This is a genomic window from Deltaproteobacteria bacterium, assembly GCA_026388545.1.
Lineage (GTDB): Bacteria > Desulfobacterota > Syntrophia > Syntrophales > UBA2185 > JAPLJS01.
Genome location: JAPLJS010000055.1, coordinates 1 through 22,578, shown reverse-complemented (window position 1 = coordinate 22,578; position 22,578 = coordinate 1). Strand labels below are relative to the sequence as shown.

General features: G+C 47.8%; 22 protein-coding genes. 14 read left to right on the top strand and 8 right to left on the bottom strand.

The window, feature by feature from the left end:
• The first annotated feature begins 314 nt into the window (after positions 1-314).
• The gene (locus tag NTW12_06555) at positions 315-932 is read left to right on the top strand and encodes a sigma-70 family RNA polymerase sigma factor (GenBank protein ID MCX5846003.1); all 618 of its coding nucleotides are present in this window, start codon (positions 315-317) and stop codon (positions 930-932) included.
• Positions 932-1,825 carry a DUF2275 domain-containing protein gene (locus tag NTW12_06550; protein ID MCX5846002.1) on the top strand — a complete coding sequence of 298 codons (894 nt, stop codon included), beginning with the start codon at positions 932-934 and terminating at the stop codon, positions 1,823-1,825. The genes NTW12_06555 and NTW12_06550 overlap by 1 nt, the downstream gene beginning before the upstream one ends.
• An 86-nt stretch (positions 1,826-1,911) precedes the next feature.
• Here NTW12_06550 and NTW12_06545 read toward each other — a convergent pair whose 3' ends face one another.
• From NTW12_06545 to NTW12_06510, 8 genes are all read right to left on the bottom strand, one after another.
• Positions 1,912-2,673, bottom strand: a complete 762-nt coding sequence (locus NTW12_06545; GenBank protein MCX5846001.1) for a hypothetical protein — start codon at positions 2,671-2,673, stop codon at positions 1,912-1,914.
• A gap of 14 nt (positions 2,674-2,687) precedes the next feature.
• Complete coding sequence (mtnA, locus tag NTW12_06540; GenBank protein ID MCX5846000.1) at positions 2,688-3,734, bottom strand: S-methyl-5-thioribose-1-phosphate isomerase; 1,047 nt, start codon at positions 3,732-3,734, stop codon at positions 2,688-2,690.
• Positions 3,735-3,791: 57 nt separating this feature from the next.
• The gene (locus NTW12_06535) at positions 3,792-4,091 is read right to left on the bottom strand and encodes a type II toxin-antitoxin system RelE/ParE family toxin (GenBank protein MCX5845999.1); all 300 of its coding nucleotides are present in this window, start codon (positions 4,089-4,091) and stop codon (positions 3,792-3,794) included.
• On the bottom strand, positions 4,088-4,342 hold the full coding sequence (locus NTW12_06530; protein MCX5845998.1) for a type II toxin-antitoxin system Phd/YefM family antitoxin: 255 nt from the start codon (positions 4,340-4,342) through the stop codon (positions 4,088-4,090). Before NTW12_06530 ends, NTW12_06535 begins: the two co-directional genes overlap by 4 nt.
• A gap of 203 nt (positions 4,343-4,545) precedes the next feature.
• Positions 4,546-5,979 carry an Asp-tRNA(Asn)/Glu-tRNA(Gln) amidotransferase subunit GatB gene (gene gatB / locus NTW12_06525; GenBank protein ID MCX5845997.1) on the bottom strand — a complete coding sequence of 478 codons (1,434 nt, stop codon included), beginning with the start codon at positions 5,977-5,979 and terminating at the stop codon, positions 4,546-4,548.
• Positions 5,979-7,436 carry an Asp-tRNA(Asn)/Glu-tRNA(Gln) amidotransferase subunit GatA gene (gene gatA / locus NTW12_06520; protein ID MCX5845996.1) on the bottom strand — a complete coding sequence of 486 codons (1,458 nt, stop codon included), beginning with the start codon at positions 7,434-7,436 and terminating at the stop codon, positions 5,979-5,981. Before gatA ends, gatB begins: the two co-directional genes overlap by 1 nt.
• A gap of 11 nt (positions 7,437-7,447) precedes the next feature.
• The gene (gatC, locus tag NTW12_06515; GenBank protein ID MCX5845995.1) at positions 7,448-7,735 is read right to left on the bottom strand and encodes an Asp-tRNA(Asn)/Glu-tRNA(Gln) amidotransferase subunit GatC; all 288 of its coding nucleotides are present in this window, start codon (positions 7,733-7,735) and stop codon (positions 7,448-7,450) included.
• A gap of 83 nt (positions 7,736-7,818) precedes the next feature.
• A complete protein-coding gene (locus NTW12_06510; GenBank protein MCX5845994.1) occupies positions 7,819-8,874 on the bottom strand; it encodes a histone deacetylase in 1,056 nt (351 codons plus the stop codon).
• A 170-nt stretch (positions 8,875-9,044) separates the two neighbouring features.
• Here NTW12_06510 and tatB point away from each other — a divergent pair, with 170 nt between their 5' ends.
• From tatB to NTW12_06450, 12 genes are all read left to right on the top strand, one after another.
• Complete coding sequence (gene tatB, locus NTW12_06505) at positions 9,045-9,362, top strand: Sec-independent protein translocase protein TatB (protein MCX5845993.1); 318 nt, start codon at positions 9,045-9,047, stop codon at positions 9,360-9,362.
• Between the two features lie 51 nt (positions 9,363-9,413).
• Positions 9,414-10,184, top strand: a complete 771-nt coding sequence (gene tatC, locus NTW12_06500; GenBank protein ID MCX5845992.1) for a twin-arginine translocase subunit TatC — start codon at positions 9,414-9,416, stop codon at positions 10,182-10,184.
• Positions 10,181-12,223: a PBP1A family penicillin-binding protein gene (locus NTW12_06495; protein ID MCX5845991.1), complete on the top strand. Its 2,043-nt coding sequence runs from the start codon at positions 10,181-10,183 to the stop codon at positions 12,221-12,223. The genes tatC and NTW12_06495 overlap by 4 nt, the downstream gene beginning before the upstream one ends.
• Before the next feature lie 85 nt (positions 12,224-12,308).
• Positions 12,309-12,854 carry a hypothetical protein gene (locus NTW12_06490; GenBank protein ID MCX5845990.1) on the top strand — a complete coding sequence of 182 codons (546 nt, stop codon included), beginning with the start codon at positions 12,309-12,311 and terminating at the stop codon, positions 12,852-12,854.
• An 836-nt stretch (positions 12,855-13,690) separates the two neighbouring features.
• Positions 13,691-15,364: a biosynthetic-type acetolactate synthase large subunit gene (gene ilvB / locus NTW12_06485; protein ID MCX5845989.1), complete on the top strand. Its 1,674-nt coding sequence runs from the start codon at positions 13,691-13,693 to the stop codon at positions 15,362-15,364.
• A 28-nt stretch (positions 15,365-15,392) separates the two neighbouring features.
• Positions 15,393-15,905: an acetolactate synthase small subunit gene (ilvN, locus tag NTW12_06480; GenBank protein MCX5845988.1), complete on the top strand. Its 513-nt coding sequence runs from the start codon at positions 15,393-15,395 to the stop codon at positions 15,903-15,905.
• Between the two features lie 269 nt (positions 15,906-16,174).
• Complete coding sequence (ilvB, locus tag NTW12_06475) at positions 16,175-17,863, top strand: biosynthetic-type acetolactate synthase large subunit (GenBank protein MCX5845987.1); 1,689 nt, start codon at positions 16,175-16,177, stop codon at positions 17,861-17,863.
• A 61-nt stretch (positions 17,864-17,924) separates the two neighbouring features.
• Positions 17,925-18,404, top strand: a complete 480-nt coding sequence (ilvN, locus tag NTW12_06470; GenBank protein ID MCX5845986.1) for an acetolactate synthase small subunit — start codon at positions 17,925-17,927, stop codon at positions 18,402-18,404.
• Between the two features lie 236 nt (positions 18,405-18,640).
• Entirely contained in the window at positions 18,641-19,687 is a 1,047-nt protein-coding gene (gene ilvC / locus NTW12_06465; protein ID MCX5845985.1) for a ketol-acid reductoisomerase, read from the top strand.
• A gap of 204 nt (positions 19,688-19,891) precedes the next feature.
• A complete protein-coding gene (gene ilvD, locus NTW12_06460; GenBank protein MCX5845984.1) occupies positions 19,892-21,553 on the top strand; it encodes a dihydroxy-acid dehydratase in 1,662 nt (553 codons plus the stop codon).
• 356 nt (positions 21,554-21,909) lie between these two features.
• Positions 21,910-22,218 carry a hypothetical protein gene (locus tag NTW12_06455; GenBank protein MCX5845983.1) on the top strand — a complete coding sequence of 103 codons (309 nt, stop codon included), beginning with the start codon at positions 21,910-21,912 and terminating at the stop codon, positions 22,216-22,218.
• Positions 22,219-22,238: 20 nt separating this feature from the next.
• The coding region (locus NTW12_06450) for a hypothetical protein (GenBank protein ID MCX5845982.1) at positions 22,239-22,578 on the top strand (340 nt) is incomplete at its 3' end.

The following is a 22,578-nucleotide window of genomic DNA, read 5'->3' as shown; positions in this document are numbered from 1 at the left end:
ATAACAAGGAACCGATGATCTTACATTATGTTTTTTACTTGCCGAGTTACCCACAGCAAAGAGCCCGTACATGCCACGAGAATAAGAAAATCTATTGGCATGTACGCTCTCTTTGTTGTGGATAACTCTAACATACAAGGGCAAGGGAGAGGGTGAGATGACCATTCATTTCCCCCTCCCCCAACCCCTCCCAAGAGGGGAGGGGAGTTAATCTGGATAGAACTTTTCTTAGCCGGAAATTTTTTCTTGACAAGATGTCCATTATCGGTTGTCCATATGAAGGGAAAATAAGAGGAACGAAACCCTTGTTAAAAATGTCTTATCACGTGGATGACAAGAACCGGACAATCGCAGACGATGACGTGGAATTTGTCGTATTATGTCAGAAAGGCGATACCGACGCTTTCGAGGTTTTGGTAGAGAGGCACCAGAAGAAGATGCTGAACATCGCGTACAGGATGACGGGCAACTACGATGATGCCTGTGACGTGGTGCAGGAGGCATTTCTCTCAGCCTACAGGTCGATAAAAAAGTTCCGGCAAGAATCCCAGTTTTCCACGTGGCTCTACAGAATCGTCGTGAACCACACGAAAAACCGATTACAACAGGTAAAGACCCTCTCTCATAACCAGGAATCATTCAACGATCCTGCTGAAATAGAAGACGAAAGGCATCTCTGCCAGGCGCCTTCATCTGAAGCACCCCCTCTCGAACAGCTTGAGAAGAGGGAGCGGGAGGCAAAGGTGCAGGAATGCATCATTTCCCTCGATGACGAATACAGGGATGTCCTGGTTCTCAGGGATATACAGGGATTTTCCTATGAAGAGATACAGGATATTTTGAAAATACCGGACGGAACGGTTAAATCCCGACTCTTCAGGGCGCGGAATGCCCTGAAGGATTGCCTGATGAAGCTACTTGGGGACCTGTGATGACATGTAAAGATAGTGAACATACTATGCCTGCCTATCTCGAAGGGTTACTCTCTCCGGAAGAGAAAGTTCTCGTCGAAGAGCACCTTGCGTCGTGCCGGCAGTGCAGCAACGCCCTCGAAGCCCTGAAGAAAACGGGAAAACTTGTGCGTGAACTCGAGGAGGTAGATCCGCCGCCGTGGTTCACGCAGAGGATCATGTTTCGGGTGCGGGAAGAGGCAAAACAGGAAACGGGCATCATTCGGAAACTGTTTTATCCGATTCATATAAAGATTCCCGTCCAGGCCCTGGCCACTGTCCTCATTGCCGTTCTCGCCTTCCAGATTTACAGGGTCGGCGAACCGGAGATTAAGGTTGTCATAGCGCCTCCGGCAGCCATATTTGAAACCGGAAAAGATCAAGCCCCGACAACTTCTCAGAAGCCCCCGGAAGCTGTTCCTGCCCCGGCCGCAAAGGAAAAGACCGTCCTTACGAAAGCCCCAAAGAAGGATATGGATATGATGGCCGCCCCGGCACTTGAATACAAGCGTGAAGAAATCGGGCATTATGCAGGAGCTGCCAAGGAAAGCAGGAAATACGAAGCCTTGCCCGCTGCGCCACAGGCTATAGGAACGGCCGTCAGAAAATCGGCGTACATCGGTGTTACGGTTCATGTCGAGGACGCAGGTATTGCCGTCAAAGAGGTAAAAAACCTGCTCGGCAAATTCGGTGCACGAAAAATTGAGAGGCAATCCCTTGAAGGGAAAGAAGTCATTACCGCAGAACTCAAGGTGCAAAACGTAAAGGAATTCATGGAGAAACTAAAGACAATTGGAGAAATGGGAGAGAAAGGGATACCTTCCGATATCCGAGAGCGGGATATTTCAATAACGATAGAAATTTTCGGAAAATAGGGAGGGATATTCCCCCTTTTTCTGATAAGCAGGGACTTCTTCCTCTTTATACGTCACCATTTTTAGTTGGTCGGGTCATGCCTTCATTAGAAAGATCGACTCACCATAACGGCTAATCCCTTATGCGATAGGGGAAGTATGAAAAACGAATACTCGTTTTGATCTTCCGTCTTGGCGACAGCGCTACAGCTCAGGAAGGCAAGATACCAACCGATGGCGGCCTGCGAAAAGTAGTGTTTATCATCATTTATCCTTGATAACGCCGGGAGAACTGACACGGCGTATAAGGCTCCTTTAATGTACAGGTTATCGTTCATCCGGGCGGCTGTGATAAAGGGGACTGCACCAATAAACGCGTGACCGCTCAATCCTTCGTTGTCATTAAACGGTCTCCAATCGGAGTGTCCTTCCGACGGCGGCGATCCCCCTGTGGCCCACTGCATGAAGAGTCCTCCAGGGGCGCCGACAGCAATTGCCCTGAGGGATCTTTGCGCCCACTCGCCTGTCGCTGTGTCTTTGAAAACGGCATATGTACCGAGGAGCGCCGGGATAGTTAGATAAACTTCACCGGGCTGTCTGAAGATATGAGAAAAATCATCTGTTGTTGCACTCTTCACATTTTTTGTGTACTTCTCCTGGATATCCTTATCCATTGAGGTATTTGCGAACACGCCTGCACCGGCTATCCCGATACCTAATTGAATGAGGTTATTTCCATCAAGGTAAAAGTTGCGGTAATCTTTTTTTACCGATTCAAGGGGAGAGGAGAGAAGTGCGGAATCTCCGGCATAGCAGAGGTGAGAATGCAGGAAGATGAAAAATAAGGCTGCTATATAACGTTTTTTCAACTCTTGTTCTCACTTCAAGTCTCAATAGAGGTCAAGCTTTTAATGCTTTCCAGATAAGGGGGAACGGCAATCCCTCCCTCGGTGATGATGGCTGTGAGGTAACAGTTGGGGGTTACATCAAAGGCGGGATTATAGACATCCACCCCTTCAGGCGCCACTTGTACTCCACGGATTGTTGTGACTTCCTCTCTATTTCTTTCCTCAATGGGAATCTCATCGCCATTCGAAACGGACATGTCTATCGTCGATACCGGTGCTGCTATATAAAAAGGAATGTTATGCTCTTTGGCTAGAACAGCGAGTGAATAGGTGCCGATCTTGTTAGCCGCATCGCCGTTGGCGGCAATCCGGTCCGCGCCGACAATAACCTTGCTGATCCTCCCCTGTTTCATCAAGAAACCCGCCATGCTGTCCGTAATCAGGGTGGCAGGAATATTCTCCTTCATCAATTCCCAGGCCGTCAGCCGGGCACCTTGGAGGACGGGCCTCGTCTCATCAACATACACATAAACTTTTTTCCCTTCTTCGCAGGCAGCCCTGATCACGCCCAGGGCCGTCCCGTACCCGGCCGTCGCCAGGGCGCCGGCATTACAGTGAGTAAGTATGGTGTCGCCATCCTGAATGAGCGATCTTCCATGAATGCCCATTCGCCTGTTTATGGCAATATCCTCCTCGCAGATTCTGATAGCTTCATCCACAAGTGTCTTCTTGATCTTATCCGGATGGGATAATGGTGCTTCTGCAAAACGTTTTTTCATCCTCTCGATGGCCCAGAAGAGGTTCCTTGCCGTGGGGCGTGTACGGGCAAACTCGGAGCAGATTTCATTAAAGGCAGTCCTAATGTCTTCTTTGGACGAAGGGCAAAGATTCAACATGCCCAGGGCGATACCCATCGCCGCCGCAACTCCTATGGCCGGGGCGCCGCGAACGGTCATGTCCTTGATCGCCGCCGCGACATCCTCATAGCGCCTGCATGTCACGCATTTTTCTTCATGAGGCAGGGCATTCTGGTCGATCATGACGACGGCATCGTCTTCCCAATATATTGTTCTGATTGTCATTGCTGAATACGAAACCTTTAACTTATCAATACTATTTTATGAATCTCTCTGAGAATTCTATGTGCTTTTCCGTTTCTCCTTTTGGAGGAGCCTGTATGTTTCCTCGTAAATCCTGATACGCGGACCAACGGCGACAATTTCAATCTCTTTTTTCGAGATGCGATAGATTATCCTCAATTTGCTAACCCGCATACTGCGTAACCCAGCCAATTCATCCCGCAGTATCTTGCCTGTGTGCGGCGCTTCCATGATTGCCTTGAGCCCGGCCTTGATTTTTTTCTTTAATTCCGGATGCATCCCGCGAATCAAAGCGGCTATTTCTTCCGGCATCCTCAGTGTATGAAGGATTGGTTTCATAATTCGTCAAGGGTGAAGACTTGTGCCCGCTTTGCCTTCAATGAGTTCAGCCCCCGGCTGATTTCCTCCATCAATGCTGCATCTGAGCGTACATTGGCTGTTTCCTTGATGCTTTCATACTCATCAGGACTGATGATAATCGCCGCGGGCCGCCCGTTTTTTGTGATAACGATCTCCTCGTCGGTGGAACTTACCATATCCACGATGGCACTGAATTTCATTTTTGCCTCGGATAATGAGAGTGTTTTCATAATCTGACTCCAATTGTAGTTAATCATAATTCTAGTCATAATTACTCATATTGATATGAATTTGTCAAGAGAAAAGAACGTAAAGTGCGCATCTTCCATGGTAGTAATTGTAATCAGGGACAGGTGTCCCCCTTTAACAACCTTAACGATGCGAAGCATTGGAGGCAGGTACTCGTAAAGACGGTATCTCAAACCGGGGATAATTATTCTTTTGCCAACATCTTTTTCAAAAGCTCGTTGATAACCTGGGGATTGGCCTTTCCCTGGGTAGCTTTCATGACCTGGCCGACGAAGTACCCGAAGAGTTTTTCCTTGCCTGCCCGGTACTGCTCAAGCTGTGCCGGATTTGCCGCCAGAATTTCGGCAATGGTTTTTGCCAGCGCATCTTCATCGGTAATCTGCACCATGCCTTTTTCTTCGATAATCGTTTGGGGCGTCTCCCCGGTCTTGTACATCTCCACAATAATATCCTTGGCCATCTTTCCGCTGATGGTGCCGTTTTCAATGAGCACAATCATCTCTGCGAGTGACTGGGGAAGGATGGTACATTCCTTAATGTCCCTTTTTTCTTCATTAAGGAACCGGAGAACATCCCCCATAACCCAGTTGCCGGCAACTTTCGGCTTCCCGGAAAGCCGCGCCACTTCTTCGAAGTAATCGGCAAGGGCCCGGCTCGATGTCAGCACCCCGGCATCGTAGGGAGGGATCTGATACTCTCTGATAAACCGTTCCCGTTTTTCCAGTGGAAGTTCGGGGAGGCTTTTTTTAACCTCCTCAATCCATACCTCATCAATGACGATCGGAACGAGATCGGGATCGGGGAAATAGCGGTAATCGTGGGCCTCTTCTTTACTCCGCATGGACAGTGTCACCCCCTGGGAATCATCCCAGAGCCTGGTTTCCTGGATAACCTCCTGGCCATTCTCCAGAACGTACTGCTGCCGCTTGATTTCATACTCCAGGGCACGCTGGACATTCCGGAAGGAATTCATGTTTTTAAGTTCTGCCCGCGTACCGAAGGCCGTTTCGCCTCTTTGCCTGAGAGATACGTTGGCATCGCAGCGGAAACTCCCCTCCTCCATGTTCCCATCACAGATTTCCAGATAGACCAGTATTTCATGGAGTCTTTTCAGATAGGCAGCGGCCTCCTCGGCGTTTCTCATATCCGGCTCGCTGACAATCTCAATCAATGGCACCCCCGTCCGGTTCAGGTCCACATAACTTGACGGTGTATGCTCATCGTGCATCAGTTTACCCGCGTCTTCCTCCATGTGAATCCGGGTAATGCCTATCCTCTTCTTTCCCCCATCCTGTTCAATATCTACATACCCGTGCTCTGAAAGGGGCTGGGCATACTGTGATATCTGATACCCTTTGGGAAGATCGGGATAAAAATAGTTTTTCCTCGCAAAATTGCATGCTTTGTTGATCCTGCAATGAGTCGCCATGGCCATTTTCATTGTGTACTCGACCACCTTCTTATTCAAAACGGGCAGGACCCCGGGCATCCCCATACATACGGGACAGGTGTGACTGTTGGGCTCAGCTCCGAACTGGGTTGAGCAGCCGCAGAAAATTTTCGATTTCGTGAGAAGCTGGGCATGAACCTCCAGCCCGATGACCGGTTCATATGACATTAGAGAGTTGGTCTCCTTTTCTCAAGGGTTGCGTGTTTTTCAAAAGCAGAGGAAATCTGTATTAATTTACCTTCCTCAAAGTGTCCCGCCAGAAACTGAACACCGATGGGGAGTCCTTCCCGCGTAAAGCCGCAGGGTACAGAAATCCCCGGTATGCCCGCCAGGTTTGCCGATATTGTGAATATATCGGAGAGGTACATCTGCAGCGGATCTTCCGTTTTCTCGCCGATCTTGAAGGCGGGAGTGGGGGATGTCGGGGTAAGAATTACATCACACTGTTTGAATGCCTCCTCAAAATCCCGTTTAATCAATGACCGCACCTGGGAGGCCTTCTTGTAGTAGGCGTCATAATATCCTGAAGACAACGCGTATGTCCCTATCATTATACGCCTTTTTACCTCAGCCCCGAAGCCTGCCGAGCGGGTTTTTTTATACATATCCAGGAGATCCCTGCTCTCCTGAGAGCGGAATCCGTATTTCACCCCGTCATAGCGGGCCAGATTGGAACTCGCCTCCGCGGGGGCAATGATATAATACACGGCCAGGCAATACTCGGTATGAGGAAGAGACATCTCGATGCACTTCGCCCCGAGACCTTCTATAACCGTGATGGCTTTGCGAACCGACTCTTCGACCTCCGGATCAATCCCTTCGATGAAGTACTCCTGCGGAATCCCTACCCTCCAGCCCTCGATACCACGCGAGAGAAATTCCCGGTAATCCGGCACATCCATGGGAACCGACGTGGACTCCCTCGGATCATAACCGGCAAGGGCATTCATCATGATGGCGCAATCCTCCACATCCTTGGTAAAAGGACCGATCTGGTCGAGGGAGGAGGCAAAGGCGATGAGGCCGTATCGGGAAACCCTCCCGTAGGTAGGCTTTATCCCGACAACGCCGCACAGTGCAGCCGGCTGTCTGATGGAGCCGCCCGTATCGGACCCGATAGAGGCAATGCAAAGATCGGCAGCCACCGCCGCCGCGGAGCCGCCGCTGGACCCGCCGGGGATTCTATCAAGATCCCAGGGATTTCTGGTAATCCCGAAATACGAAGTTTCCGTTGATGAACCCATGGCAAATTCATCCATATTTGTCTTGCCGGTAAACACGGCGCCGGAGTCCTTTAATTTCTCCACCACCGTGGCATCATACGGCGGGATATAGTTGTGCAGGATGGGGGACCCGCATGTCGTCAAGAAACCCTTCGTGCATACGATATCCTTAAGAGCGACGGGGATGCCGGTCAGGGGTTTGATCTTCCCCGCTTTGATGTCTTTGTCTGCTTTCAACGATTCTTCAAAGGAATACTCCTTCATGAGGGTAATGTATGCGTGAACACCCTTCTCAACGGCGTCAATCCTCTTGAACACGGAGGTAACGATGTCGGAGGAGGTTACCTCTCCCGACATGATCAATTTCTGCAACTCGTGAATCGTTAATTGATGGAGTTCCATACTCCCCTCTTCTACTCGATGACCTTCGGAACCCGGAAAAAGGGCCCTCGCGCTTCGGGGGCATTGGACAGGGAAAGTTCATGGCTGAGGGAATCTTTGACAACGTCATCCCTGAAGGCATTTTGAAGGGCAATTGCATGACTGACCGGTTCGATGCCCGTCGTATCTGCCTGATTCAACTTCTCAATATACATAAGGATATCGTTGAGCTGCGAGGTGAATTTCACCTTTTCCTCTTCACTGAAATCAAGCCTTGCCAGATGAGCAACATTTTCCACTTCATTTTTTGTAATCTTCAATCCCGTCTCCTTTATTCAATAAACTTTCCAACCCAATTATTTCCCCTCCCCTGGTGGGAGGGGGAAATGTAAATTTTCTTCCATTAAAATACCTGCCATATCGGGTTGATCTGATCAATAACCTTCTTTATCACCGGATCTATACGGCTGTCTGCTTCCTGCTCAGTACAATCAAGCACATCATCCGACACATGTGTGCCATCCTGCATTTCAATAAGCACCGATTTTATCGACTCTGCCAGACCGGTGATATGATACCCCCCTTCAAGGGTTAAAACCAGTTTTCCGCCGCAGCAGTTATCGGCAATATCCATGAGAATACGGGTTAAATAGGCAAATCCATCGGAGGTCACTTTCATGCCGCCCAGCGGATCCTTGTAATAAGGATCAAATCCGGCCGAAATCAACACGATGTCCGGCTTAAATTTCATGGATAGGGGGTATATTATTTTTCTAAAAATCTTGACATATTGGGCATTATCCGTACCGGGTCTGAGGGGAATATTGACATTATAGCCGAGGCCTTTCCCCCGTCCGATTTCTTCTATAGCGCCTGTACCCGGATAATATGGATACTGGTGTGTTGAGAAATATAAAACCCTATTGTCATCATAAAATTGCGCCTGGGTACCGTTACCGTGGTGCAGGTCCCAGTCAACAACCAGGATTCTATTCATTGTGTACTTCAAAATCGCGTGCATGGCGCCTATGGCAACATTGTTGAAGAGACAGAAGCCCGCTGCATTCGACACCCCCGCATGGTGTCCGGGCGGCCTGACAAGGGCAAAGGCCCCTTCAACTTCCCCGGAAACAACGCTGTCAATGGCGTTGAATAACCCTCCCACCGCTAACTTTGCAACATCGTATGACTCCGGTGTCGCTGCGGTATCGGGATCGAGGGCAACGAATGCCTTGCCTGCCGTACTGGCCACAAGATTGATGTATGAAGGGGAATGAATCATTCCAATCTCTTCATGGGTAGCATACCGTGGTTCAATTTCGACAAATTTTCCCGCCATATCGGGAGCATCGAGCATAGCATACGTCGCTCCAAGCCTCTGCGGTGATTCCGGATGACCAAATCCGGCGTCATGCCTTAAGTACCTTTCATCCTTAACAATACCCGTTTTTCGCGACATCGGCCACCTTCCCTAATAGGGTTTCTTTTTGAACAATCGTAGTTTTCTAACACAAAAGTGCTGAGAACGCAAAAATTTTCAGCGACAATACGCGCCTGCGAAAAACGTTGACAAATAGAGAAATCCATATATATATTCTCATTCAATTTACTGAAGAAGAGGTTGAAATCATGTTCGGAATCGGTTTGCCCGAACTCATCATAATAGCCATTATCGCGTTGCTCGTCGTGGGCCCAAAAAAATTACCGGACCTTGCTAAGTCCTTGGGTAAAGGCCTCACCGAATTCAAAAAGGCGGCCGAAGAAGTTACAGAAAATGTCAAAGAAACACTGAAGCCGGATGATATCAAAAAAGAAGTTGATGACTTTAAAAACTCACTCCTCTTTGGCAAAAAAGACGACCAGGAGGAGCATAAGCAATCTCCACCCGCCGACGGCGAAAAGAGAGAACAATCCCCCAAAGACTCCACGAATAAAACTCAGTCTTGACAACTCAACGTAAGAATCAATTTCTTAATGGAGACGCGTAATATTTAATCTATGGAAGACCCTGTAGAAGAAAAAATGCCCTTTACCAATCATCTGGGGGAATTGAGAACCAGGCTTATCCGTATACTCATTGTAGTCGGTATTGGTGTCGGCGTTTGCTGGTTTTATAGGGACTGGTTATTCCAGATCATCACAATGCCCCTGGTTCAGGTCCTGCCTAAGAACAGTCACATGATATATACCAGCCTGCCGGAGGCATTTTTCAACTACATGAAAATCTCTTTCTTTGCATCGCTTTTTCTGACATGCCCCTACTCCCTGTATCAGCTATGGAAGTTCATATCACCCGGCCTCTATAAGGCGGAAAAGAAATATGTAGTCCCCTTTGTAATCACTTCAACCCTGTTGTTTGTCGGCGGCGTCCTCTTCGGATATTTTCTTGCCCTTCCCCCGGCATTCAGTTTTTTTGTGGAATTTTCATCTGACTTTCTCAAACCAATGATTTCTTTGAGGGAATATCTCTCCTTTTCCCTGAAACTCCTGCTTGCGTTTGGTCTGTCCTTTGAACTCCCTGTCATTATCTTCTTCATGGTAAAGATCGGAGTGGTAAGTTCAAAAATGCTCGCGAAACAGAGGCGATACGCCATCCTGGTAATATTTGTTGCCGCTGCCATACTGACACCTTCCCCTGATGCACTCACCCAGATCATCATGGCTATACCCTTGATGGGACTTTACGAAATTGGTATATTTGTGGCAAAATTCGCCGAAAAAAAACGCCCCAAAGCCGACGATGAGAAAGACAATCAAGAAGAAACATGACCCATAAGAATACAAAAAAACATTTCAAACACTCCGGCCTCGGGACAATAGTATTGGTGACCATCCTGTGTTGCCTCATTCTCGCAGTTATCGGTAGCAGTATCCTTTATTATATCCTTCTCAAAGAATTGCCGAGCATTGCGGCCTTAAAGGACTACCGTCCGAGCATCGCCACACGGGTGTATGCGGACAACAATGAACTCATCGATGAGTTTTTTCTGGAAGACAGAAAGGTCATTAAGCTTGCAGATGTTCCCAAGGTAGTTATTCAGGCCTTTGTGGCTGCGGAAGATGCGAGATTTTATCAGCACAAGGGCTTTGACCTGCAGAGTATAACGAGGGCTTTTTATAAAAATATCGAGGCAGGACGCATTGTTCAGGGGGGAAGTACTATAACTCAACAGGTGGCCAAATCCCTCTATCTCTCTTCGGAGAGAAAGTACATGAGAAAAATCAAGGAGGCTGTGCTCGCCTATAAGATCGACAAGTATCTAACAAAAGATGAAATCATGAGCCTCTATCTGAATCACATCTACTTAGGGCATGGAACGTACGGAATTGAGGCGGCATCACAGGGGTATTTTGGGAAAAGCGCCAAGTATCTGACCCTGCCCGAAGCCGCACTCCTGGCCGGACTTCCCAAGGCGCCCAGCAGCTATTCCCCTTTCATCAACTTCGACAAGGCACGCCAGAGACAGACCTATGTACTGGACAGGATGGTCGAGGATGAATACATCACCCAGGAAGAAAAATCGCGGGCACTCGCAATACATATCAAACTCAAATCCACCAGACCAAAGGAAAAAATTGCCCCCTATTTTGTCGAAAACGTTCGAAAGTACATCCTGGAAAAATACGGTAGTGACGTACTGTATAAAGAAGGTCTCGAGATCTATACGACCCTTAACATAGATATGCAAAAGGCGGCACGGGATGCTGTTGAGAGGGGCCTTCAGGAATTAGAAGCCAGGGAGGGATATGAAAAAGGCGTTGTTCAGGGAGCATTTCTCTGTATGGATGCGAAGACCGGTGCCGTCACAGCTATGGTCGGAGGAAGGGATTTCAAGAAAAGTGAATTCAACCGCGCAACCCAATCAAAGAGACAGCCGGGATCATCTTTTAAGCCATTTATCTACACAGCCGCTTTCGACAAGGGAATGACTCCATCGACACGGATACTGGATGCCCCTATTGTCTATGAAGACAGGTCATCACCGGACGGTTTCTGGAAACCAAAAAACTTTGACGGAAAATTTAATGGGCCGACCACTCTGAGAACCGCCCTCGTCCAATCGCGTAATATCATTACGATAAAGGTTCTTCAGGAGATAGGGGTTGATTACGCCGCTGCATATGCCGCAAATATGGGAATAAACTCTCCACTGTCAAAAAATCTCACCATGGCGCTGGGAACGTCCAGTGTCACCCTTCAGGAAATGGTCAGGGCCTATGGTGTTCTGGCAAACCAGGGGAAACGGGTCGTTCCCTTTTTCATAAGAAAAATCGTTGATCGAACAGGTCAAGTCTTTGAAGAGACCCAGGTAAAAAGTGAACAGGTTATCGACCCTCGTATAGCCTTCATTTCATCCTATGTCCTGCAGGATGTTGTGGAAAGCGGAACAGGGAGGCGGGTAAAGAGCATCGGCAGGCCCGTCGCAGCGAAGACGGGAACAACGGATGACATGAGAGATGCGTGGTTTATAGGCTTTACCCCTTCTCTGGTGGCTGGAGTGTGGGTCGGTTTTGACCAGGAAAGATCACTCGGCAAACAAGAAGTGGGAGGAAGGGCCGCAGCGCCCATATGGCTTTACTTCATGGAAAAGGCCGTGCGCGGCAAGCCCGTAGAAATTTTTCCCGTTCCGGATGGAATTGTGTTCATCAAGGTAGACCCACATACAGGCATGCCCACGATGCGGTCAACTTACGGAACCATATATGAAAGTTTCCTTGAGGGTACGACCGCAAATGGCGCGGTACCTGTGGAGGTTGACGAGACACAGGACGACCCTACCAAAAACAATACGGATAGCTCCCGTTAAGAATACATAAAACCTTCGAAAAATCAAAGTTGCAACTCCACGTTATTCAAAATTTTTTATCTCTTGATTGTATAATTTTTTCATTATGAAGAAATTTTTATTACCCGCTTCGTTCATCATTCTGATATCTGCCGTCTTTCTGTCCTGTTGCAGTATAACACTATCAGACAGCGGATACACATTAACAGCGGTTATCAGGAACGCTGATCTGGATTACACTATGCTGAATAATATTGACAATATCACCCCTCCTTTTCCGGATGGAAGCACATATCAAATAGGCGATATCGGGACGGTCAAAGGCACGTATACAGTTTATAAATTCATGCGGGAGTACAAAGGCCGGTCAAAATTTTCAGTAAATCCGGTTACATTTCATGACCTTCTGGCGGTCAAAGTCGATACCGCAAGCGTGATTGTTGATGCCTGTAAATATACCCTTGAATGGACTGACAGCCCCAGCCTTGCCCTTTACAGACTGGGAAGAAAGGGCGTCCGCTTTAAAACAAATATCGACGTCAACGAGCTTCAGCTAACAATTCCAGCCGCACAAAATTCTAACAAAGACAAAGAAGAAAAGCCCCCTGTTGTGAAAAAAATAGAGAAACAATCCGGACAGATAAAGGAATAAATACATTCATTCGATACTGTAAGACCTTTGAAAAACACCCCCTCTGTCATTGCGACCGAAGTGAAGCAATCTCATACCTTACTGATAATATAAGACTGAATGTTTTTTTACCATTGGGTAGCCATCCAAAACGCAACAGGGAGCACAAAATCAGCATATCCAGCATTTAAATACGAAGTCGTAAGCCGAATCACGGGACAAAATGATTCATTACGCGTTGAAACATAAAGAGTCTGAAGTGTTTATTTTTCTGTTCAAGAAAAAAGTGAATGTCTTCCTGTTATGTTGTTTTTTTGAGTCGGTATAAAAAAGCAAGATAGCAAGTCGTAATCATCACTTCAATACTGACCTGAAGGCTGGGGACTCGTAGGTGTTCTAAAGTTCAGCCTTATCCGGCTTTAATCGAAATCAGCCCTGAGGATTACCACGTGATGTATTGCAAATTTTATAGAAGACCGAATTATTCCCTGTAATAGCTTGTTAATGAGTTCGATCTAAAACTTGAAGTAAACAAAAAGTCGTAATAATCATCTGTTCAATACGTCGTTCAAAAAACTCTTGACAAATAAAATTTTTACTATATGCTAAATAGCAAATTCACGAATAATGGTAAATACATGACCCGTCACAATCTGAGCAGCAACATCCTGATCGTAGTGGTAGTACTTGTACTTAGGGGGACCGCAGCTCGGTTTCTGTGATGGACTGACATAGAAACAAAGAGCCGCGGGCCCCGCTACCCCGCGGCTTTTTTTGTATTTGAAAAAGCCGCCGTTCAGTAAAATGTGCGGCTTTTTTTATTGTCATAGAATTAAGGAGTACGAAGGAAAGAGAAAATGGATACTATAGGAGCAGATATCATCATACAAATCCTCAGGGAAGAAGGGGTGGATGTCATCTTCGGATACCCGGGGGCGAATACACTACCCTTGCATGACCGTTTGACGAACAGCCAGGTCCGCCATTATCTCATGCGGCACGAACAGGCAGCGGCCCATGCTGCTGACGGTTATGCCCGCGCCACCGGGAAGGTCGGCGTGTGCCTCGCAACATCAGGACCGGGGGCTACCAATCTGGTAACAGGTATCGCCACGGCCTATATGGACTCAACGCCCATGGTTGCCCTGACGGCACAGGTGAGCACGAGCCTTTTGGGACAGGACGCCTTCCAGGAAACGGATATCATCGGGATTACCATGCCTATCACAAAACACAGCTACCAGGTGCATGACGTGAACGATGTTGCACAAACATTAAGGCAGGCATTTGAACTCGCCAAGACCGGGAGACCGGGGCCCGTCCTTGTGGATCTCCCCCGTGATATTCTGGCAGCGAAATGCGAACCGGCAGAAGAAAAATCAGAATCGGCACTGAAGAAGAACGGCAATGCAGTGGAAGACCCGGAACAACTGGAAAAAATTGCTAAGGCCCTGAATCAGAGTGAACGGCCGATCCTCGTCATTGGCGGGGGAGTCAAATTGAGTAATGCATTTCACCTGATACGTGAGCTTATAGCAAAAGCGAAAATTCCCTTCGTAACGACAATGATGGGAGTCGGTTCCGTCGATTCCGCAAATGGTTACAACCTTGGGCTTATCGGAACTCACGGGAACGAGCTGGCAAACAAAATGGTGCACCAGTGCGATTTTATGCTTGCCGTGGGTACCCGTTTCTCGGACCGCAGTACTGCGCAAATAGAAGAATTCGCACCCCTGGCAAAAATCGCCCAGATCGATATCGATCCCACATCGATCGGCAAGAGCATCAAAATCAATATCCCCTATGTCGGAGATATTCATGATACCCTTACCGCCCTGCTCCCCCTCATCGATGAGAAGGAAAAATCGGAGTGGCTGCAGAGAATCGATATGGAAAGGGATGCGATCGAACAAAAACTTGATGATAGCGGTTGCGGACATGCGGGAAATTTTATCCGCCTGGTTCAGGAGGCCATGCCCAGGGAAACGACGGTGACTGCGGACGTGGGATTGAATCAGATATGGACAATCCGCACATGGAAGGCACGGGGCCCCCGCAGCCTGATTACCAGCGGAGGGATGGGCACCATGGGATTCAGCCTGCCTGCGTCAATAGGCGTCAAAGTCGGCGCACCGGAAAGGGCCGTTGTGTCTATCTCCGGTGATGGCGGGTTCTTCATGAATATACAGGAACTGGCGACTATCGGTTATTACAATCTGCCGATAAAGATTATCGTCATCAATAACGGCCACCTGGGAATGATCCGCCAGATCCAGCATCACTTCTACAATGACCGCTTTAATACCATCGATTTGGGAAGTAACGTTGATTTCGTTGCTGTCGCACGAGGCTTCGGCATTCCTGGTTGCAGGATTAATGTTGAGGAAGATCCCATGGCCGGCATCGAAGCGATGGCCAACTCGGAGGGTCCGTTTCTCCTGGAAGCTGTAGTTGATCCGGAAAACTACGTCTATCCCATTATACCACCCGGCTGCTCAAACATCGAAATGATGTATGAGAGGCTTGACTGATTGAATGACGCACTACGGAGGATAAGCTATGTTTAGAAAGGTTCGCGAACAGGAACAGACCATTTCCATTCTGGTCAACAATCAACCGGGCGTTCTCTCCCGTGTAGGTGGCGTATTTGGCCGTCATGGGTACAACATCAAAAGCCTCTGTGTGGCGGAAACAACGAACCCCGAAGTTTCGAGAATCACGCTAACCAGTGAATCGGACCCCGATTTTACGGAAAAGATAAAAAAACAGTTGGAGAAGCTTGTAGATGTAATAGCAGTCTCCGATCTCTCGGGACAGGCATATATTCAAAGAGAATTAATGTTAATCGGCGTTACTGTTAAAGAGGGAATGCATTCCGAGCTCCTGCGGGCAATTGAAATGTTTGGTTGCAAAATCGTCACCATGGCTCCCGATTATTTCATTCTTGAAATAACAGGTCTTCAGGACGAAACGGCAGCAGTCTTGAAATATTTTCAATCTTTCGGCGTGGAAGAAATAAACAGAACCGGGTCAATTGTTGTACACCGGAATAGACCGCAAGGAAAAATCTGAAAAACTTACAAAATATGCTTGACAATATCAAGGGAGACTGTTAGAGATATCCACATGGATTAATACCATGTACTCTTTAAGTATCGCAAACATCGCCATAATTATCGGGATAATCATTCCCTGCCATAGGGGGGCTGGCTGATGGTTTGCGCTTAGCACATATTTCGCAACTGACAACCGTTACCAGCCAAAGGTAACGGTTTTTTTTTGGAGAAAATCCGAATAAAGATTTTTAGAAATACCATAATTCAAAAAGGGGGAACAGAAAAGTGAAGGTAACAGGAGCACAAGTCCTTTTTAATGCCTTGGAAAAAGAAAATGTCGATACCATCTTTGGTTTTCCGGGTGGCGCCGTACTCGATATTTTTGATGAACTGTACAGACGCAACATTAAAAATATTTTAGTGCGGCATGAACAGGGCGCCATACACGCAGCCGACGGGTACGCGAGGGCTTCCGGCAAGGTTGGTGTTTGCCTCGTGACATCGGGACCCGGAGCAACCAACACGGTCACCGGTATTGCCAATGCTTATCTGGATTCCATTCCGGTTGTCGTACTGACCGGTCAGGTAGCGACATCGCTGATTGGCGGTGATGCCTTTCAGGAAGTGGATATTACCGGTATTACAAGACCATGCACCAAGCACAACTTTCTGGTGAGAAGAATTGAAGACCTGGGCCGAACCGTCAGAGAGGCCTTTCATATTGCCCGATCGGGACGTCCCGGACCGGTCTTGATCGATATTCCCAAAGATATCACACGGACACTCATAGAAGAGAATGATATATCCTGGAACTTAAGCCTCCCTAATAACGGTAAAAAGACTTCTATTGATGCGGAGTGTGCGAAAGCCCTCGACATGATCAGGAAAGCAGAAAAACCGCTTATCATCTCGGGTGGCGGTGTTATGCTGGGGCGGGCCTGGGATGAATTGAGAACATTTGTGCAGACACTGAACATCCCCATTACCTCAACATTAATGGGGCTCGGGGGGTTCCCCGCTTCAGCCCCTCAATGGCTCGGCATGCCGGGGATGCACGGCACCTACTATGCCAACATGGCCATCAGTCACTGTGACCTTTTGATCGCCATCGGTATGCGGTTTGACGATCGAGTTACCTCAAAGCTCGATGCCTTTGCACCCCATGCCAAGGTCCTTCATATAGACATTGACCCGGCATCCATCGATAAACTTGTGAAAACACATCACTCGATCGCGAGTGATTGCAAACCGGTATTACAGCTTCTCAATACATGGATTGCCGATGATCGTTTTGCGATTCCCGAAGCACAAACAAAGGCATGGCTCGATCAAATTGGAAAGTGGAAAAAGCACGCACCCATGACATATTGCCAGGCTGACAAAATCAAGCCTCAATACGTCGTCGATACATTGTACCGACTCACGGAGGGCAAGGCGATCATCACGACTGAGGTGGGTCAGAACCAGATGTGGGCCGCTCAATTTTATCACTTTGATTATCCCAATTCCTTCATTTCGTCAGGCGGGTTGGGCACAATGGGTTTTGGATTCCCGGCAGCAATAGGAGCACAGGTTGCATGCCCTGACAGGGTTGTCGTGGATATTGCCGGCGACGGAAGCATACAAATGAACATTCAGGAACTGGCAACGGCGGTTAATTATGACCTTCCGGTTAAAATCGTTATCTTAAATAACGGCTTCCTGGGCCTGGTTCGCCAGTGGCAGGAATTATTTTATGGGAAGCGGTATTCTCATAGTAATATACGTAATGTCCCTGATTTTGTGAAACTGGCGGAAGCGTATGATGCGGTCGGACTGCGGGCAACACGTCCCGAAGAAGTAGAGCCCATATTAAAGCAGGGTCTCAATACGAATAGGACGGTGGTAATGGATTTCCATGTCGAACCCGAGGAAGGTGTGTACCCCATGGTTTCACCGGGAGCAGCGCTGACAGATATGGTACTCAGCAAGTAGATTGCCTTTTAGAGCGCAATTTCCTAAGTCCTTAAGAATAAAATGAAAGGTAATTAAAGATATGCAAGTAAAAGAAAACACGATTTCAATCCTGGTAAACAACAAACCTGATGTTCTGGCCAGGATTGCAGGCACCTTCAGTGGCCGGGGGTTTAATATCGAAAGCATCTCGGCAAACATTACCAGAAACCCCGAATTAACCAAAATCATTATTACAACCATCGGTAATCGGGAAACCGTTATAAAACTTGAAAAGCAGCTCACCAAACTTGTCGATGTCCTTGAGGTAAAGGATTTAACAGATATTGGCTCGGCCTGCAGGGAACTGATCCTGATTAGGATGAAAATGACCGAGGCGAATAAAGATGAGATCATGCAAAATGTTGACATCTACAGATGGAAAGTAGTACATACAGCTTCCGATTACTGTATTCTTGAAGTGACAGGCGATAAAGACGAGATTGAAAATGCGCTGTCCGTTCTCGAACCAATGGGAATAGAAGATTTCACCAGAACGGGAACAGTAGCCGTAGAGCGATGAAAATAACAGTTCGAGAGCTTTGAAAAATTGACCACACAATCATTTCGAGGAGCACAATTCTTCAAAGTTCTCAATTCATACATTAATACCCTTGAAAAATGTACTATTTCCGTCATTCCCATGAACGTGGGAATTCTTTGAAAATACTGGGTTCCCATTTATATGAGAATGAAAAGATAGATCTTTCGGGATAAAATCATAATTTGTAAATTTCAATCAAAAGGAGGATGTAGTGTATGCCTAAAATTAACATTGGCGGAGTCATGGAAGAGGTTATAACCTCGGAGGAGTTTACCCTGGAAAAGGCGCGGCAGGTGCTCAAGAATGAAATAGTTACCGTCATCGGTTACGGTGTGCAGGGACGCGGCCAGGCCTTAAACATGAAAGATAACGGTATTCGCTGTATCGTCGGTGAAGGAGAATACAACTGGCAAAAGGCCATCGACGAAGGGTTTATTCCCGGCGAGACCCTTTTCCCGCCGATGGAAGCTGCCAAACGCGGCACCATCATCCAGTATCTGATGTCCGATGCAGGTCAAAAGGAAATGTGGCCGGATCTCAAACCCCACCTGACGAAAGGCAAAGCCCTCTACTTTTCTCATGGATTCTCCGTTGTTTATAAAAACCAGACTAGTGTAATTCCTCCAGCCGATATCGATGTCATCCTGGTTGCGCCAAAAGGTGCGGGACGTACCGTGCGCGACAATTTTCTTGCCGGAAGCGGCATCAATTCCAGCTACGCCGTTTTCCAAGACTACACGGGAAAAGCACTGGAAAGGACACTTGCTGTCGGTATTGCTATAGGATCGGGATATCTATTCCCCACCACCTTTGAAAAAGAGGTTTACAGCGACCTCACGGGTGAGCGTGGCGTCCTTATGGGATGCCTGGCCGGCGTCTTAGAGGCCCAGTACAATGTCCTGCGCAAACACGGCCACAGCCCCAGTGAGGCCTTCAATGAAACCGTTGAAGAGTTGACCCAGAGCCTGATGCCGCTCGTCGCTCAAAACGGGATGGACTGGATGTACGCCAATTGCAGTACAACTGCCCAACGGGGTGCTTTAGACTGGAAAAACAGGTTCCGTGATGCTGTAGCGCCTGTTTTTGATACATTATATGAAAGCGTAGCCTCAGGCAAAGAAACGGCGATCGTCCTCGATGTAAACTCTGCGCCCGATTACCGGGAGAAACTGCAGAAAGAACTCGATACCATGAAAAACAGCGAGATGTGGCAGGCAGGCGCTTTAGTCCGCTCCTTAAGACCGGAACGGAGAAAAAAATAGCGCCGGGCATTGTAAAAAGTCCATATGCTGCGTTGCGCTTCATCCTTCGTCATTGCGACGTACATCCCAGTACGACTCATTCCTCAGGATTCGCGCGCCTTGCCTCTGGAGCTTTTTACTTCGCCGCACATTTACAACCGTATGTAAAAGATAGAAAGAAATAGAACACACAGCACGGTACGCAAATAATGTAAGGAGGAAAGCATGCGAAGCGACCTGATGAAAAAGGGGCTGGAGCGGGCGCCACACAGATCCCTGTTCAAAGCCATGGGGTATACCGATGAAGAAATTGCACGGCCGTTGATCGGCGTGGTAAACTCCGCAAACGAGATCATCCCGGGACACATTCATCTTGATATTATTACGGAAGATGTAAAATCCGGCATCCGCATGGCGGGAGGAACGCCTGTTGAATTTCCCGTCATCGGTGTATGTGACGGGATCGCTATGGGACATACAGGCATGAAATACTCTCTCGCCAGCAGGGAGTTAATCGCCGATTCTATTGAGGTTATGGCTATCGCCCATCCCTTTGACGGCCTGGTGATGGTCACTAACTGCGACAAGATCATTCCCGGAATGTTGATGGCGGCGCTTCGCCTGAATATCCCTACCATATTTATCAGTGGCGGTCCCATGCTGGCAGGAACGCTGGACGGAAAAACGGTGGATCTCATCAGTGTCTTCGAAGGGGTCGGAAAGGTGAAGTCCGGCCGGATGAAACAGAAGGAGCTGAAGTCTTTAGAAGACTGTGCCTGCCCCGGGTGTGGCTCATGTTCCGGTATGTACACGGCGAATTCCATGAACTGCGTCACCGAGGCCCTCGGTCTCGGCCTCCCCGGAAACGGCACGATACCCGCTGTCAATGCGGCCCGTCGGCGTCTGGCAAAGCAGGCCGGCATGAAAGTCATGGAACTCTTCAAGAAAGATATCCGCCCGAGGAAGATCGCCACACTTTCGGCTTTTAAAAACGCCATCGCCGTTGACATGGCCCTGGGATGCTCGACCAATACGGTCCTGCATATTCCTGCCATTGCCCACGAAGCGGGGATTAAACTGGAGTTGGACCTGTTTAATGAAATAAGTAAAAAAACCCCGAATCTCTGCAAGCTCAGCCCCGCAGGACAACACCACTTAGAAGACTTAGACATGGCAGGTGGAATTCAGGCGGTAATGAAGGACATCAATAAACTTGGCGTCATCGACCTGAAAGCCATGACGGTTACAGGGAAAACGGTGGGCGATAATCTAAAGGATGCCGGAGTGTTAAACCGTGAGGTCATCAGGCCGCTTGACAAACCCTATTCGAAAGAAGGAGGCATCGCCATCCTCAGGGGAAATCTGGCCCCCGATGGCGCCGTGGTGAAGCAATCCGCTGTCGCAGAAAATATGCTTGTCAATGAAGGTAAGGCCCGTGTCTTTGATTCCGAAGACGATGCCATTGCCGCCATCTTGGGTGGGAAGATCAAACCGGGCGATATCGTCGTTATTCGTTACGAAGGTCCGAAAGGCGGACCCGGTATGCGCGAAATGCTTGCGCCCACCTCCGCCATCGCCGGGATGGGGCTTGATACAACAGTGTCACTTCTCACCGATGGAAGGTTCAGCGGCGGCACTCGCGGTGCCGCCATCGGGCACATCTCTCCGGAAGCGGCAGAGGGAGGTCCCATCGGTCTTGTCAAAGAAGGTGACATTATCGCCATCGATATCCCGAAAAAAACAATTACCCTCAAGGTCAGCCCGGCCGAATTGAAGAAAAGGCAGGAAAAATTTAAACCAAAACCATCGGCAATACAAAGCGGCTACCTGGCCCGTTATGCCAAACTGGTTACCTCCGCCAGCACCGGCGCTATATTCAAAGACTAAAAACCTCTTAAAGCAGGCTGCGTCCATGATGATACGTGGACGCAGCCCCCTTTACTGTATCGCCAACGATTAATTATTCAAAGTCGTCAAATATCAATAATAACACAATCTTCCATTGAGCGATTACCGGCATGCAGAGAATTGTCTTGACTTTTCTTAAATAGGGTCTATCCTATGGCATAGATTATGTAATAGACATTACTGAAAAAGTTGGTGCGCCCTAACCCCGCATGGGAAAATCAAAGAAATTATTGAAGCCCTGTCCATTACAATGAGATAGGGCTTTTTTATTTTAACACACAAAAATTAAGGCGCCTTGGAATTGTAATTAATGTTTTTAAGAAAGGATGGTAAAAATGAATATACACCTCATCGAATCTTTGAATAATTTTGCCAAGCTGCACGATAATGTCTGGGAAAGCGGTTGGTGGAGACTGGATGAAACGAAAGCTCAAAAACTCGTTGGGGGTGAAATTTATTTTCATAAAAAGAGACAAGAACCTTCTTTTTACGGAGGAACGATACTCGGGTACAGAGTAGAGCCCGATGGACAGTATCAGGGAAGGATAATCTTCAAACTCCAACACAAACGTTCATGTAGAGACGTTCGGACAGATAAATCCGGATGGACTAAGGAGATGAAGATAATAGAGCCGGAATCATGAGTCGAAAAGGATAAATAACCATGGCTGAAGATCTGCTGGACTTCTGGGTCAGACTTATAAAACCAATTTTCCCAACGAATGCATGGATTGTCTCTCGTTTCTCCAAGAATAATCATATAATACAAATCGATTGGAAACTCGGGAACGATCCACAGAAACCAGGCAAGCGTTCCAAGACCATTGAGATAACGATCAAAGAGGATGCAATTGAAGATTATCTCGACAAAAACAAGCTGGATCGTGAATTATATGGTGTGTTACTGAAGAATTTGATTTGCGAGCGGTATAATCATTTTGATCCTGACATCGATGCTCGCACAAGCCAATATGTCCCTGTAGAAAAGTGGTTAATCTCAAAGG

Coding starts and splice junctions, on each gene's coding strand:
- NTW12_06555 (MCX5846003.1), top strand. CDS start 315: ATGTCTTATCACGTGGATGACAAGAACCGGACAATCGCAGACGATGAC.
- NTW12_06550 (MCX5846002.1), top strand. CDS start 932: ATGACATGTAAAGATAGTGAACATACTATGCCTGCCTATCTCGAAGGG.
- mtnA (MCX5846000.1), bottom strand. CDS start 3,734: ATGACAATCAGAACAATATATTGGGAAGACGATGCCGTCGTCATGATC.
- NTW12_06535 (MCX5845999.1), bottom strand. CDS start 4,091: ATGAAACCAATCCTTCATACACTGAGGATGCCGGAAGAAATAGCCGCT.
- NTW12_06530 (MCX5845998.1), bottom strand. CDS start 4,342: ATGAAAACACTCTCATTATCCGAGGCAAAAATGAAATTCAGTGCCATC.
- gatB (MCX5845997.1), bottom strand. CDS start 5,979: ATGTCATATGAACCGGTCATCGGGCTGGAGGTTCATGCCCAGCTTCTC.
- gatA (MCX5845996.1), bottom strand. CDS start 7,436: ATGGAACTCCATCAATTAACGATTCACGAGTTGCAGAAATTGATCATG.
- NTW12_06510 (MCX5845994.1), bottom strand. CDS start 8,874: ATGTCGCGAAAAACGGGTATTGTTAAGGATGAAAGGTACTTAAGGCAT.
- tatB (MCX5845993.1), top strand. CDS start 9,045: ATGTTCGGAATCGGTTTGCCCGAACTCATCATAATAGCCATTATCGCG.
- tatC (MCX5845992.1), top strand. CDS start 9,414: ATGGAAGACCCTGTAGAAGAAAAAATGCCCTTTACCAATCATCTGGGG.
- NTW12_06495 (MCX5845991.1), top strand. CDS start 10,181: ATGACCCATAAGAATACAAAAAAACATTTCAAACACTCCGGCCTCGGG.
- NTW12_06490 (MCX5845990.1), top strand. CDS start 12,309: ATGAAGAAATTTTTATTACCCGCTTCGTTCATCATTCTGATATCTGCC.
- ilvB (MCX5845989.1), top strand. CDS start 13,691: ATGGATACTATAGGAGCAGATATCATCATACAAATCCTCAGGGAAGAA.
- ilvN (MCX5845988.1), top strand. CDS start 15,393: ATGTTTAGAAAGGTTCGCGAACAGGAACAGACCATTTCCATTCTGGTC.
- ilvN (MCX5845986.1), top strand. CDS start 17,925: ATGCAAGTAAAAGAAAACACGATTTCAATCCTGGTAAACAACAAACCT.
- ilvC (MCX5845985.1), top strand. CDS start 18,641: ATGCCTAAAATTAACATTGGCGGAGTCATGGAAGAGGTTATAACCTCG.
- ilvD (MCX5845984.1), top strand. CDS start 19,892: ATGCGAAGCGACCTGATGAAAAAGGGGCTGGAGCGGGCGCCACACAGA.
- NTW12_06455 (MCX5845983.1), top strand. CDS start 21,910: ATGAATATACACCTCATCGAATCTTTGAATAATTTTGCCAAGCTGCAC.